Genomic DNA, 13,238 nt, shown 5'->3' on the forward strand with positions numbered 1-13,238 from the left:
TTCCGTGACGGATCAGACCCACAGTTCCGTGACGGAGACGTCCAGCTCGCCCAGCAGTCGGCGCAGCAGCGGCAGCGAGAGCCCGATGACGTTGCCGTGGTCGCCCTCGATGGAGTCGACGAACGGCGCGGAGCGGCCGTCCAGGGTGAACGCCCCCGCGACGTGGAGCGGTTCGCCCGAGGCCACGTAGGCGGCGACCTCGGCGTCGCTCGGCTCGCCGAACCGTACGACCGTGGACGCCGTCGCCGAGGCCGTACGGCCCGAGGCGGTGTCGATCACGCTGTGCCCGGTCCGCAGGACGCCCGACCGGCCGCGCATCGACTTCCAGCGGGCGGTGGCCTCCTCGGCGTCGGCCGGCTTGCCCAGCGCCTCGCCGTCCAGTTCCAGCACCGAGTCGCAGCCGATGACCAGGGCGCCCGCGGCCTCGGCGCGCTCCGCGACGGCCGCCGCCTTGGCCCGGGCCAGGACGAGCGCCAGCTCGGCGGGGGTCGGTGCGCTCAGGGCGTCCTCGTCCACCCCGCTGACGATCACCTCGGGAGCGAATCCGGCCTGCCGCAGCAGACCGAGACGGGCGGGGGAGGCGGAGGCGAGCACGAGACGGCGCTGATCAGTCATGCGGGCCATCGTAGAAGGGGCCGCGGGGGACGGGCGGCCACGGGCCCGGGTCTCGGAGGGCGGCGGGAGGCCCCGGCCCGGGCGGACGCGCCCCGGCCGCGCCACCCTCTCAGCGGATGCCGAGGACGAACATCGCCACCAGCATCGCCAGCGCCAGCAGGACGCCGGCTCTGCGCATCATGGCCTGGGCGTCGCGCAGTTCCTTCGGCGGCTTGTTCTCGGGATCGGACCACAGCATGCTCCCGATCCTGCTGCGCCGCCCGTCCCTACGCCTGAGTACGGGTACTCAAAGCCGCCCCCGCGCCGGCGGGGGCGGCTTCGCGCGCTCAGGCCGGCCAGTACGTCCGGGCCCAGGCCCGGGGGCCCGGCTGCGGGCTGCCGGCGCGGGCGATGCGTCCCGGGTCGGACCACTGCTCGGGCGGCAGCGGCGCGCCCGACGAGACGGCGGAAGCCGCCGCGGCGCGCGCCCGGACCACCGCCAGGGCGGCGGCCAGCTCCTCCGGGGTGGGGTTGCCCCGTACGACCTTGATCATGGGCAGACCTTTCTGCGAGCGGCTGAGGGGACCGGCTAGAGCGGGATGTTGCCGTGCTTCTTCGGAGGGAGGGATTCCCGCTTCGTCCGCAGTTGACGCAGCCCCTTCACGATATGGGCCCGGGTGTCGGACGGCATGATGACCGCGTCGACATAGCCGCGCTCGGCCGCCACGTACGGGTTGAGCAGCGCGTCCTCGTAGTCCGTCATCAGCTCGGCCCGCGTCGCGTCCGGGTCCTCGGCGGCCGCGATGGTGCGGCGGTGCAGGATGTTCACCGCGCCCTGCGCCCCCATGACGGCGATCTGGGCGGTCGGCCAGGCCAGGTTCAGGTCCGCGCCCAGGTGCTTGGAGCCCATCACGTCGTACGCGCCGCCGAAGGCCTTGCGCGTGATGACGGTGATCAGCGGGACCGTCGCCTCCGCGTACGCGTAGATCAGCTTCGCGCCGCGCCGGATGATGCCGCCGTACTCCTGGTCCACGCCCGGCAGGAAGCCCGGCACGTCCACGAAGGTGATGACGGGGACGTTGAACGCGTCGCAGGTGCGGACGAAGCGCGCCGCCTTCTCGCTGGCGTTGATGTCCAGGCAGCCGGCGAACTGCATCGGCTGGTTGGCGACGATGCCGACCGGGTGGCCCTCGACCCGGCCGAAGCCCGTGATGATGTTCGGCGCGAACAGGGCCTGGGTCTCCAGGAACTCGCCGTCGTCCAGCACGTGCTCGATCGCGGTGTGCATGTCGTACGGCTGGTTCGCCGAGTCCGGGATGAGCGTGTCCAGCTCGCGGTCCTCGTCGGTGGTGGCGAGGTCCGCCTCCTCCGGGAAGACCGGCGCCTCGGAGAGGTTGTTCGACGGGAGGTACGACAGCAGCGACTTGACGTACTCGATGGCGTCCTTCTCGTCGCCCGCCATGTGGTGCGCCACCCCGGAGGTGGTGTTGTGCGTACGGGCGCCGCCCAGCTCCTCGAAGCCGACGTCCTCGCCGGTGACCGTCTTGATGACGTCGGGACCGGTGATGAACATGTGCGAGGTCTGGTCGACCATCACCGTGAAGTCGGTGATCGCGGGGGAGTAGACCGCACCGCCCGCGCACGGGCCGACGATCAGCGAGATCTGCGGGATCACCCCGGAGGCGTGCACGTTGCGGCGGAAGATCTCGGCGAACAGGCCGAGCGCGACGACGCCTTCCTGGATCCGCGCGCCGCCGCCGTCGTTGATGCCGATGACCGGACAGCCGGTCTTCAGCGCGAAGTCCATGACCTTGACGATCTTCTCGCCGTAGACCTCGCCGAGGGAACCGCCGAAGATCGTGAAGTCCTGCGAGTACACGCAGACCGGGCGGCCGTCGACCGTGCCGTAACCGGTGACGACACCGTCCCCGTACGGGCGGTTCTTCTCGATGCCGAAGTTGGTGGAGCGGTGCCGGGCGAACTCGTCGAGCTCCACGAAGGAGCCCTCGTCCAGCAGCAGCTCGACCCGCTCACGGGCCGTCAGCTTGCCCTTGGCGTGCTGCTTCTCGACCGCGCGGGCCGAACCGGCGTGCGTCGCCTCGTCGATGCGGCGCGTCAGGTCCGCGAGCTTGCCCGCGGTGGTGTGGATGTCGCTTAGCGGCTCGGACATCGGGGGGCGGCTCCCTGCCTGGTCACGGGGACGACGTCTGGCACCGGTCACGGGGGGACGGCCAGCCGTCAGTCCGGCTCTGGCTACTGACTCGTAGGGTATCGGCGCGCCTCCGGAAAGGCAGTGCGTCCTTTGCCACACCTAGGCTGGGTTGCATGACACCTCCGGATGCGCCACACAACCGCTGGTCGGACCTCGACCGGCCGCCCCTCAACGTGACCGCGCTGCGGCGCGGACTGCTGCGGCCGGACGCGCTGTGGACGTCGCTGGAGGTTGTGGAGTCCACCGGGTCCACCAACACCGACCTCGCCGGGCGGGCCCGTGGCGGGGCGGCGGGCGAGGGCACGGTGCTGGTCGCCGAGGAGCAGACCGCCGGGCGCGGACGGCTGGAGCGGACCTGGACCGCACCGCCCCGCTCCGGGCTGTTCTTCTCGGTCCACCTGGAACCCGGCGACATCCCCGTGGAGCGGTGGGGGTGGGTGCCCCTGCTGGCCGGGGTCGCCGCCGCGACCGGGCTCGCGAAGTCGGCGGGTGTCGACATGTCGCTGAAGTGGCCCAACGACCTGCTGGTCTCGGTGGAAGGGGAGGAACGCAAGACGGGCGGCATCCTCGGCGAGTTCGCCGGGGACGGCATCGTCGTCGGCCTGGGCGTCAACGTCTCGCTCCGCGCCGACGAGCTGCCCGCCCCCACCGCCGGGTCGCTGGCGCTCGCCGGTGCGGTCTCCACCGACCGCGAGACCCTGTTGCGCGCCGTCCTGCGCTCGCTGGAGGACTGGTACGGCCGGTGGAAGGCGGCGGACGGCGACGCGGCCGCGTGCGGGCTCCAGGCCGCCTACGCGGCGGGCTGCGCGACGCTGGACCGGACCGTGCGGGCGGAGCTGCCGGGGGGCACGTCCCTGGTCGGCGAGGCGGTCGCGATCGACGGGGACGGGCGGCTCGTCCTCTCCACCGAGGGCGGTCTCCAGCGGCCGGTGTCGGCCGGGGACGTCGTCCACCTGCGGGGCGCCGCCGGTGGCCTGACCTGACGGCCGTGTACCCCCGACGGGCGTACCGGTGGATACCGTGTATGCCGGAGATGTCACGCGCGACGCACCGATGACGGACAACCAAGGACGTGAGCTGGGGCACACCTGCCGTATCGTTGAGGCGATCCAGCGACAGATCGGCAGGGCAGTGCGCAGGGAACGGGCAGGAGGCGGCTGGTGACCGTCGGCGACACGACGTCCGGCGCGGGTGAGGAGCCCGGGGCGGACTCCTCGGTCCACGCCACACCCCACCACGAGGTCGACCACACGGTGGAACCGACCGACGACCCCCTCGCCATCCGCCTCGAAGCGCTGATCCTGGGGGCCGACCGGCGCTACACGCCCTTCCAGGCGGCCCGCACCGCCGGGGTCTCCATGGACCTGGCCTCCCGGTTCTGGCGGGCCATGGGCTTCGCCGACATCGGCCAGGCCAAGGCGCTCACCGAGGCCGACGTGCTCGCCCTGCGCCGGCTCGCCGGACTCGTCGAGGCGGGGCTGCTCAGCGAGCCCATGGCGATCCAGGTCGCCCGCTCCACCGGGCAGACCACCGCCCGGCTGGCCGAGTGGCAGATCGACTCGTTCCTGGAGGGGCTGACCGAGCCGCCCGAGCCCGGCATGACCCGCACCGAGGTCACCTATCCGCTGGTCGAACTGCTGCTCCCGGAGCTCCAGGAGTTCCTCGTCTACGTGTGGCGGCGCCAGCTCGCCGCCGCGACCGGCCGGGTCGTGCAGGCCGCGGACGACGAGGAGATGGTCGACCGGCGGCTCGCCGTCGGCTTCGCGGACCTGGTCGGCTTCACCCGGCTGACCCGGCGGCTTGAGGAGGAGGAGCTCGGCGAACTGGTCGAGTCCTTCGAGACGACCGCCGCCGACCTGGTCGCCGCGCACGGCGGCAGGCTCATCAAGACCCTCGGGGACGAGGTCCTCTTCGCCGCCGACGACGCGGGCACCGCCGCCGAGATAGCGCTCCGGCTGATCGAGGCGATGGCCCAGGACGAGACGATGCCCGCCCTGCGTGTCGGCATCGCCTTCGGCACGGTCACCACCCGGATGGGCGATGTCTTCGGCACCACGGTGAACCTCGCCAGCCGGCTCACCTCGATAGCGCCGAAGGACGCCGTCCTGGTCGACGGGGCGTTCGCCAAGGAGCTGGTCCGGCACGGCGACGCCCCGGAGTCCGAGGCGCAGGCCGCCGAGGCCGTCGCGGCCGCCGCCGAACGGGCCAGGGTCGCCGAGAAGGAGGGACGGGAGCCCGACGACGAGCCGCCGCTGCCCACGTACCGCTTCGGGCTCCAGCCGATGTGGCAGCGCCCGGTGCGCGGACTCGGTGTGGTGGAGCCGTGGCTGCTGGCCCGGCGGGGGAAGACCGGCTCCTGAGCGCGGCTCGCCCACGCCGTCACGCCGCCGTGCCGGTTGTCGCGTCCCTGCCCTCGTGCCCCGCCCCGCCCTGTCGCGGGCGGGGGCTTCCTGTCTAGGATCCGTGACGGTAACGCTCGTTAACAGGCCGTCCATGACAGGGGAGCAGCCATGACCGTCACGTCCGAGCAGCGGTACGGGGAGTTCGTCGTCGTACGGCGGCACGAGGGGCAGGACCACGTCGCCGAGCTGGTCCTCGACCGGCCCAAGGCCATGAACGCCGTCTCCACCGACATGGCCCGCTCCATCGCCGCCGCCTGCGACGCACTCGGCGCCGACCGGGACGTCAGGGTCACCGTCCTGACCTCGAGCCACGAGCGGGCCTTCTGCGTGGGCGCGGATCTCAAGGAGCGCAACTCCTTCACCGACGCCGACCTCGTGCGCCAGCGGCCCACCGCCCGCGCCGCCTACACCGGGGTCCTGGAGCTGCCGATGCCGGTGATCGCCGCCGTGCACGGCTTCGCCCTCGGCGGCGGCTTCGAACTCGCCCTCGCCTGCGATGTGATCGTCGCCGACGCCACCGCCGTGGTCGGGCTGCCCGAGGTCTCCGTGGGCGTCATCCCGGGCGGCGGCGGTACGCAGCTGCTGCCGCGCCGGGTGGGGGCGGCGCGCGCCGCCGAGCTGGTGTTCAGCGCCCGCCGCGTCGAGGCCCCCGAGGCCCGCGAGCTGGGGCTGGTCGACGAGCTGGTCGAGGCGGGCCGGGACCGCGAGGAGGCCCTCGCGCTGGGCGGACGGATCGCCGCCAACTCGCCGGTCGGGCTGCGAGCGGCCAAGAAGGCGCTCCGGCTGGGGGTGGGGCTCGACCTGCGGGCGGGCCTGGAGGTGGAGGACGCGGCCTGGCGGTCGGTTGCCTTCTCCGGGGACCGGGCGGAGGGGGTGGCCGCGTTCAACGAGAAGCGGCGCCCCGACTGGCCCGGCGAGTGAACGCAGTTGCCTGCTACGCAGAGTGAGTGCACGACTGGAAATAGTTGAAATTAGTTACGCTTCAAACTGATCAAAAGGGAACAAATCTACATAAGCTGTAGCAATGGGTGGTGACGATGAGCGGCTGCGAGCCGTGGTCTCGCTTGCGCAGACCATGGCCGCGGCCTACACGCCGCGTGAATCGTGGCGGGCGGCGGCGCTGGGCGCCTGCGAGGCGCTGAGCGGCAGTTTCGCCGCGCTCTCCGTGTGGGAGCGGGACCGGGGCAGGCTGCGGGTGCTGGTGAACGCGGGCCAACGGGCCGAGGGGGAGGAGGAGTTCCCCGAGGAGGAGGCCTACCCGGTCCACGAGTTCCCGGAGATCACCGAGTTCCTGCACGAGCGCTGGGCCGGCGGCGGCGAGCCCGATGCCTGGGTGGAGACCGCCGACGGGCAGCACGGCGCGGGCGGTCCGGCGCGCGGCGCCCGCCCGTACTGCCACCAGCGGGTCGCGGCGCTCCGGCGGCGCGGCCGGGGCTGCTGCGTGGTCGCGCCGATCGTGCTGCACGGCCGGGCGTGGGGCGAGCTGTATGTGGCGCGGCCGGCCGGGCAGCCCGTCTTCGACCGGGCCGACGCGAACTTCGCGACCGTGCTCGCCGCCGTCGTGGCCTCCGGGATCGCCCAGACCGAGCGCCTGGAGGAGGTCCGGAAGCTGGCCTTCACCGACCCGCTGACCGGTCTGGCGAACCGCCGCGCGGTCGACATCCGGCTGGACGAGGCCGTCGAGCGGCACCGGGTCGACGGCACGGTCGTCAGCCTCGTCGTCTGCGATCTGAACGGCCTCAAGGCGGTGAACGACACCCACGGCCACGCCGTCGGCGATCGCCTGCTGGAACGTTTCGGCTCCGTACTGTCGCTGTGTGGGGCGATGCTGCCGGAGGCGCTGGCGGCCCGGCTGGGCGGCGATGAGTTCTGCCTGCTGGCGGCGGGGCCCCCGGCCGACGCGGTGGTCGGCGTCGCCACCGAGCTGTGCGATCGGGCGGCGGCGATCGAGCTGGGCGACGGGGTCGCCTGCGGGGTCGCCTCCACCGGCGACCCGATCGGCCCGGTGCGCTCGGCCCGCAGGCTCTTCCGGCTCGCGGACGCCGCCCAGTACCGGGCCAAGGCCGCCCGCTCGCCGGGCCCGGTGGTGGCCGGGCGGGACGGCGAGGTCATCCGGCTCGCGGACTCCCCGCCGAAGTCCGCGCACGACCGGCGCAGGCTGCGCGGCAACAGGCCGTGATCCGGGGAGCGCCGCCAGGGCCTGCGGTTCGGTGCGGCGGCGCACCAGGTCTCGGCGCAAGCCGCTCACGGGCTCGATCGGTCCCGTAAGGGGCTCTGCGCCGCACCACTAGTGACATGAAGGCTTTCAATACGTACGCTGCTGAATATGGATATGCACACTGTTGTGGTGGGGACGTCCGGAACCACCGCCGAGGACGTCGTCGCCGTGGCCCGCCACGACGCCCGGGTCGAGCTCTCCGCCGCCGCCGTGGAGGCACTGGCCGCCGCCCGTCTCGTCGTGGACGCGCTCGCCGCCAAGCCCGAGCCGGTCTACGGCGTCTCCACCGGCTTCGGCGCCCTCGCCAGCCGCCACATCGGCCCGGAACTGCGGGCGCGGCTCCAGCGCAACATCGTCCGCTCGCACGCGGCCGGCATGGGTCCCCGCGTCGAGCGCGAGGTCGTCCGCGCGCTGATGTTCCTCCGGCTGAAGACGGTCGCCTCGGGTCACACCGGCGTGCGCCCCGAGGTCGCGCAGACCATGGCCGACGTGCTGAACGCGGGCATCACGCCCGTCGTCCACGAATACGGCTCGCTCGGCTGCTCCGGCGACCTCGCCCCGCTCTCACACTGCGCGCTCACCCTGATGGGCGAGGGCGACGCGGAGGGCCCCGACGGCACCGTCCGCCCGGCCGGCGAGCTCCTCGCCGCGCACGGCATCACCCCGGTCGAGCTCCGCGAGAAGGAGGGCCTGGCCCTCCTCAACGGCACCGACGGCATGCTCGGCATGCTGGTCATGGCCCTCGCCGACCTGAAGAACCTCTACACCTCCGCCGACATCACCGCCGCCCTCTCCCTGGAGGCGCTGCTCGGTACGGACAAGGTCCTCGCCCCCGAGCTGCACGCCATCCGCCCACACCCCGGGCAGGGCGTCAGCGCGGCCAACATGCTGCGGGTGCTCGCCGGTTCAGGCCTGACGGGGCGCCACGCCGACATTACGGGCGACGCGCCACGGGTCCAGGACGCCTACTCGGTGCGCTGCGCCCCCCAGGTCAACGGCGCGGGCCGCGACACCCTCGACTACGCGGCCGTCGTCGCGGGCCGCGAACTGGCCTCCTCCGTCGACAACCCGGTGGTGCTCCCCGACGGGCGGGTCGAGTCCAACGGCAACTTCCACGGGGCGCCCGTCGCGTACGTCCTGGACTTCCTCGCGATCGTCGCCGCCGACCTCGGCTCGATCTGCGAACGCCGCACCGACCGGCTGCTCGACAAGAACCGTTCGCACGGTCTGCCGCCGTTCCTCGCGGACGACGCCGGCGTCGACTCGGGCCTGATGATCGCCCAGTACACCCAGGCCGCGCTGGTCAGCGAGATGAAGCGGCTCGCGGTCCCCGCCTCCGCCGACTCCATCCCGTCCTCCGCGATGCAGGAGGACCACGTCTCCATGGGCTGGTCCGCCGCGCGCAAACTCCGTACGGCCGTGGACAACCTGGCCCGGATCGTCGCCGTCGAGCTGTACGCCGCGACCCGAGCCGTCGAGATCCGCGCCGCCCACGGCCTGACCCCCGCCCCCGCCTCGCAGGCGGCCGTGGACGCGCTGCGGGCCGCCGGCGCCGAAGGACCGGGCCCGGACCGCTTCCTCGCGCCGGACCTGGCCGCCGCCGACACGTTCGTGCGGGAGGGGCGCCTGGTCGCGGCCGTGGAGCCGGTCACGGGCCCGCTGGCCTGAGCCGTCCCCGTGCGTACGTGAGCGCGGCAGAGCCAGTACCCGCGCACGCACGGAAGAGAGGGCTCCCGCGCGATCGTCGCGGGAGCCCTCTCCTGTGCGTACGGAATGCTCAGAGCGCCGGGCGCGCCCCGGCCCCGGCGCGGCGCACCGAGTACGTGACGAAGCCCGCGCCGAGGCCCAACAGGGCAGTGCCGCCGATGAGATACGGCGTGGTGTCCGGGCCCGGCCCGGTGTCGGCGAGGAGCGCGTCGGAGGCGTCGTCGGGGCTCCCGGCGGGCTGTTCGGCGGCTCGGTCGGACGCGGCAGCCGGGGTGCCCCGCACGCCCCTCTCACCGGTCGCGTTGGCCGACGGGACGAACCAGAGAGCGGCCAGCAGCGTGCCTGCGGCGGTGGCGGTCAGCAGTGTGCGACGAGTGACGGACACAGATTCGATCCCCTTGCGACAACCATGAGTTAGCCCCGTGGGCCGATGCTAAGCAAAGCAGCGGGTCGGTGGAAAGTCGCGGCCTCGCCGGGCCTTACGCTCCGGCCTATGAGCACAGAAGAGACATCCAGGTTTGTTCGGCTTCGCGTGGAGATGGTGCTGGAGGTCACCGACCTCGACGCCCTGACCGGTACCGCCCTCGAATCCATCGCCGCCGAGTACGGGGAGCCCGTCGCGGCGGTCGCCGGGAGCGACACCGCCGAGGAGCGGATGCATGCGGAGGCCACGGTCCGGGCAGACGGTGCGGAGGCCCTCGCCTCGTTGGTCGACCCCTTCGACCTGGTCAGCGAGGTGCCCGGAGTCGAGCTGGCCCAGGCCTCCTGGAGCAGCGAAGGCATCGAGTACGACCCCGACGCGGAGGGCTGGGACGGCGCGGACGACGGCGACGAGGACCTCTTCCTGCCGTCGGACGGGGACGAGGAGGAGGGGTACGGCGGAGCGGTCGCGCACAATGGGAAGAACGACGGCGAGGACGGTGACCCCGCGCAGCGGGCGTGACCTGTGAGAACACCGGCCCCGGCCCCGCTCACCGGCGGACCGGGGCCGTGCCGGGCGTCGGCGGAAAGAGGGGCCGGGGCGCGGGAACCACCACTGCCGGGGCCGCGTCGGTGAGTGGTGTTCCCCACATCTGTCAGGGATGTGGAACGGAGCACCCTTTCCGGGTGTTCTTGGAACATTGACGGGGAATAGCGGCCTGGCGGCCCCGTCCGGGGATTTTGGGGAATCGGCGACGATGGAGAAGCGTGTGATGACGGACAGCAAGCGGCGCAGGGGCCTCATGGCCATGTCCGCACTGCTCGGCGGCGTGCTGGTGCTTTCTGCCTGTAGCGACGACGGCGACAAGGGCGGCAAGACGAACGCCGGGAGCTCGGAGTCGTCGCAGAAGGAGGTCGACAAGGCGGCAGCCGCGGAGGCCTCCGAAGCGCAGATAGCGATCAAACCGAAGAACGGCGCGACCAACGCCAGCATCAACAACGCGGCCCACGTCACCGTCGCCAAGGGCAAGCTGACCAAGGTCGTCATGACCACGGCGGCCGGCGACCCGGTCGAGGGCACCCTGGCGGCCGACGGGTCCAGCTGGAAGCCGGCGGGCCAGCTGGAGCGCTCCACCACGTACAAGATCGACGCCACGGCGGCCGACTCGAAGGGCCGCGAGGCCCACGAGAACAGCTCCTTCACCACCGTATCGCCCGACAACAGCTTCATCGGGAACTTCACCCCCGAGGACGGCTCCACGGTCGGCGTCGGGATGCCCGTCTCGATCAACTTCAACAAGGCGATCACGGACAAGAAGGCCGTCCAGGCGGGCATCACCGTGACCTCCAGCAGCGGCCAGGAAGTCGTCGGCCACTGGTTCAACTCCCAGCGCCTGGACCTGCGCCCGGAGGACTACTGGAAGGGCGGCTCCACCGTCACCCTGAAGCTGGCCCTCGACGGCGTCGAGGGTGCGGACGGCGTCTTCGGCGTCCAGCAGAAGAGCGTGACCTTCAAGGTCGGCCGTAACCAGGTCTCCACCGTCGACGTGAAGTCCAAGACGATGACGGTCACCCGCGACGGCAAGACGATCAAGACGATCCCGATCTCCGCGGGCTCGCCCGAGAACCCCACGTACAACGGTCAGATGGTGATCTCCGAGAAGCACAAGGAGACCCGGATGAACGGCGCCACCGTCGGCTTCACCGATGACGACGGCAAGGGCGAGTACGACATCAAGGACGTGCCGCACGCCATGCGCCTGTCCACGTCGGGCACCTTCATCCACGGCAACTACTGGGGCAAGGGCATCTTCGGCAACGCCAACACCAGCCACGGCTGCGTGGGCCTCGCCGATGTGAAGGGCGCGAACGACTCCAGCGCGCCCGGCGCCTGGTTCTACGACAACTCCCTCGTCGGCGACGTGGTCATCGTCAAGAACTCCCCGGACAAGACCATCACCCCGGACAACGGCCTCAACGGCTGGAACATGAGCTGGGCCGAGTGGACGGCCGGCTCCCAGGCCTGACCCTTCCCCCGCCGTTCCTCCTCGGCACCCCCCGTCCCCGCCCGAAGGCGGCGGTCCCGGCAGACTCCGGGACCGCCGCCTTCGGCGTGCCCGGTGCCCCTACGGCGCTGCGTCCAGCCCTGTGAGGACGCGGCGGAGCCGACACGGCATCGGACGCTGCCACCGCCTGCCGGCCGACGGTCTGTCGGTGGTACCTCCTAGTTTGATGGTCGCGACGGGGGGCCGGGTAGATCCGACCGCTCCGTCCGTCACGCCCTGCGCGGAAACGGTCTGCGTGGCGCTCCGTGCAGTACACCGTCCACTATTACGGCGACGCGCGGCACGCCTACTCATACGGATCGGCCACGGTGGACATCGTCTCGGACTGACCGACAGCCGCCGCCCTCCCGGAACCACCTGGCGTCCGTGGCGCCGACGAGGGTTGTGGGAGCGTTCGTTGAACGGTCATCGCGGCTGTTCCACGAACGGGGCTCCCGGAGGACTGCGGGCCCTGCGAGGAGCAGACCTCAGGCGGGCAGTCCCGTGTCGATGACGCAGCTGATTTCGATGACCTGGCCGGGCAGGGTCAGTTCAGTGACGCCCACCACCGTGCTGGCCGGGCGGTGGTCGCCGAAGTACCCCAGGTTGCCCGCCGCCGTCGCCGCGGCATTCAGCCGCAGGTTCACCACGTACAGGGTCTGCGAGACGACCTGGTCCCGGGTGGCGCCGTAGTGGTCCAGGACCTTGTCCATGTTGGCGTAGGTCTGCTTGAGCTGGGCTGCGAAGTCGCCCGCGTGGAGGAACTCGCCCGCCTCATCGAACGAGAGCTGTCCAGAGACGTGGATCAGCTCGCCGGACCTGATCGCCTGTACGTAGCCGAAGTCGCTCTCGGCCGGCACGCCGTAGGTGAAGACATCCATGGTGGTCACGGTGCTCGCCCTTCCCTTTTGCTCTCTTGTGGTTACTCGGAAACTGTAGGAGAGTCACGGCTGACCTGGAAGAACGCACTTTTCGGTGACTGAGGAACCTCATGGTGACCAAGCAACTGCTCAAGGGCCTGCCCGAGGACGCCGACCTGCGGCGCGCGGACTCCCTGGCACGGGAGATCTTCTCGGACGTCGCCAACAAGTGGGCGCTCCTGATCATCGAGGCGCTGGGCGAGCGGACGCTGCGCTTCAGCGAGCTGCGGAACGAGGTCGAGGGCGTCAGCCACAAGATGCTCACCCAGAACCTGCGCATGCTGGAGCGCAACGGTCTGGTCGTCCGGAAGGTGTATCCCACCGTGCCGCCGCGGGTCGAGTACACCCTCACCGAGCCGGGCCGGGCCCTGCGCACCGCGGTCGACGCCCTGTGCGGCTGGACCCACCAGCACCTCGGTCACATCGAGAGTGCACGCGGCCGTTTCGACGCCTGACGGACACGCGGCCAGACCCTCACGCGTCGCGCGATTTCCTTGTCCGGGCTCACGTGATCGGGCTACCGAGCCATCCTGTGCCTGACAGCGAACCCAGTCGTTCGGCTTCCGTGACCAGGCACCTGGTCACGTACGAGTCGTCCTGCGATGACTCGTCATCCCCGGGGCGGAGCGTCCGGATGCGGGCTCGCCCGCTCGGCGGAGGTCGTTCGGTCTGCGGAGCGATCCTGACCGGCCCCGCCTGCTGCGAGTCTCGAAGCGCACG

General features: G+C 71.7%; 14 protein-coding genes. 8 read left to right on the plus strand and 6 right to left on the minus strand.

Annotation, left to right across the window (positions count from 1 at the left end; all coding sequences use genetic code 11):
- Nucleotides 1–12: 12 nt before the first annotated feature.
- From ACH4RG_RS06755 to ACH4RG_RS06770, 4 genes are all read right to left on the minus strand, one after another.
- Nucleotides 13–624, minus strand: coding sequence for a nucleoside triphosphate pyrophosphatase (locus ACH4RG_RS06755; protein WP_215102404.1), 612 nt, complete (start codon nt 622–624; stop codon nt 13–15).
- A 100-nt stretch (nt 625–724) separates the two neighbouring features.
- A complete protein-coding gene (gene mmpB, locus ACH4RG_RS06760) occupies nt 725–853 on the minus strand; it encodes a morphogenic membrane protein MmpB (RefSeq protein ID WP_098018286.1) in 129 nt (42 codons plus the stop codon).
- 88 nt (nt 854–941) lie between these two features.
- Nucleotides 942–1,148, minus strand: coding sequence for an acyl-CoA carboxylase epsilon subunit (locus ACH4RG_RS06765; RefSeq protein WP_397920230.1), 207 nt, complete (start codon nt 1,146–1,148; stop codon nt 942–944).
- A gap of 35 nt (nt 1,149–1,183) precedes the next feature.
- Nucleotides 1,184–2,764, minus strand: coding sequence for an acyl-CoA carboxylase subunit beta (locus ACH4RG_RS06770; RefSeq protein WP_397920232.1), 1,581 nt, complete (start codon nt 2,762–2,764; stop codon nt 1,184–1,186).
- A gap of 155 nt (nt 2,765–2,919) precedes the next feature.
- Here ACH4RG_RS06770 and ACH4RG_RS06775 point away from each other — a divergent pair, with 155 nt between their 5' ends.
- From ACH4RG_RS06775 to hutH, 5 genes are all read left to right on the plus strand, one after another.
- Nucleotides 2,920–3,789: a biotin--[acetyl-CoA-carboxylase] ligase gene (locus ACH4RG_RS06775; RefSeq protein ID WP_397920234.1), complete on the plus strand. Its 870-nt coding sequence runs from the start codon at nt 2,920–2,922 to the stop codon at nt 3,787–3,789.
- 177 nt (nt 3,790–3,966) lie between these two features.
- Entirely contained in the window at nt 3,967–5,166 is a 1,200-nt protein-coding gene (locus ACH4RG_RS06780; protein WP_397920236.1) for an adenylate/guanylate cyclase domain-containing protein, read from the plus strand.
- Nucleotides 5,167–5,316: 150 nt separating this feature from the next.
- Entirely contained in the window at nt 5,317–6,129 is an 813-nt protein-coding gene (locus tag ACH4RG_RS06785) for an enoyl-CoA hydratase/isomerase family protein (RefSeq protein WP_398539205.1), read from the plus strand.
- Between the two features lie 103 nt (nt 6,130–6,232).
- Nucleotides 6,233–7,387, plus strand: a complete 1,155-nt coding sequence (locus ACH4RG_RS06790; protein ID WP_397920240.1) for a diguanylate cyclase domain-containing protein — start codon at nt 6,233–6,235, stop codon at nt 7,385–7,387.
- A gap of 147 nt (nt 7,388–7,534) precedes the next feature.
- A complete protein-coding gene (gene hutH, locus ACH4RG_RS06795) occupies nt 7,535–9,094 on the plus strand; it encodes a histidine ammonia-lyase (protein WP_397920242.1) in 1,560 nt (519 codons plus the stop codon).
- A 109-nt stretch (nt 9,095–9,203) separates the two neighbouring features.
- On the opposite strand, the gene ACH4RG_RS06800 is transcribed toward hutH, so the two are convergent.
- Nucleotides 9,204–9,518: a hypothetical protein gene (locus ACH4RG_RS06800; protein WP_397929775.1), complete on the minus strand. Its 315-nt coding sequence runs from the start codon at nt 9,516–9,518 to the stop codon at nt 9,204–9,206.
- Between the two features lie 108 nt (nt 9,519–9,626).
- Here ACH4RG_RS06800 and ACH4RG_RS06805 point away from each other — a divergent pair, with 108 nt between their 5' ends.
- Both ACH4RG_RS06805 and ACH4RG_RS06810 read left to right on the plus strand, forming a co-directional pair.
- Nucleotides 9,627–10,076, plus strand: a complete 450-nt coding sequence (locus ACH4RG_RS06805; RefSeq protein ID WP_397929777.1) for a hypothetical protein — start codon at nt 9,627–9,629, stop codon at nt 10,074–10,076.
- A gap of 235 nt (nt 10,077–10,311) precedes the next feature.
- Nucleotides 10,312–11,580 (plus strand): Ig-like domain-containing protein, encoded by a 1,269-nt coding sequence (locus ACH4RG_RS06810; RefSeq protein ID WP_397920248.1) that lies wholly within the window; start codon nt 10,312–10,314, stop codon nt 11,578–11,580.
- A gap of 506 nt (nt 11,581–12,086) precedes the next feature.
- On the opposite strand, the gene ACH4RG_RS06815 is transcribed toward ACH4RG_RS06810, so the two are convergent.
- Nucleotides 12,087–12,488 carry a RidA family protein gene (locus ACH4RG_RS06815; RefSeq protein WP_397920250.1) on the minus strand — a complete coding sequence of 134 codons (402 nt, stop codon included), beginning with the start codon at nt 12,486–12,488 and terminating at the stop codon, nt 12,087–12,089.
- Nucleotides 12,489–12,589: 101 nt separating this feature from the next.
- Here ACH4RG_RS06815 and ACH4RG_RS06820 point away from each other — a divergent pair, with 101 nt between their 5' ends.
- The gene (locus tag ACH4RG_RS06820; protein ID WP_361874147.1) at nt 12,590–12,973 is read left to right on the plus strand and encodes a helix-turn-helix domain-containing protein; all 384 of its coding nucleotides are present in this window, start codon (nt 12,590–12,592) and stop codon (nt 12,971–12,973) included.
- The last annotated feature ends 265 nt before the right edge of the window (nt 12,974–13,238 follow it).

It is taken from the genome of Streptomyces sp. NPDC021019, from assembly GCF_044333295.1.
Lineage (GTDB): Bacteria > Actinomycetota > Actinomycetes > Streptomycetales > Streptomycetaceae > Streptomyces.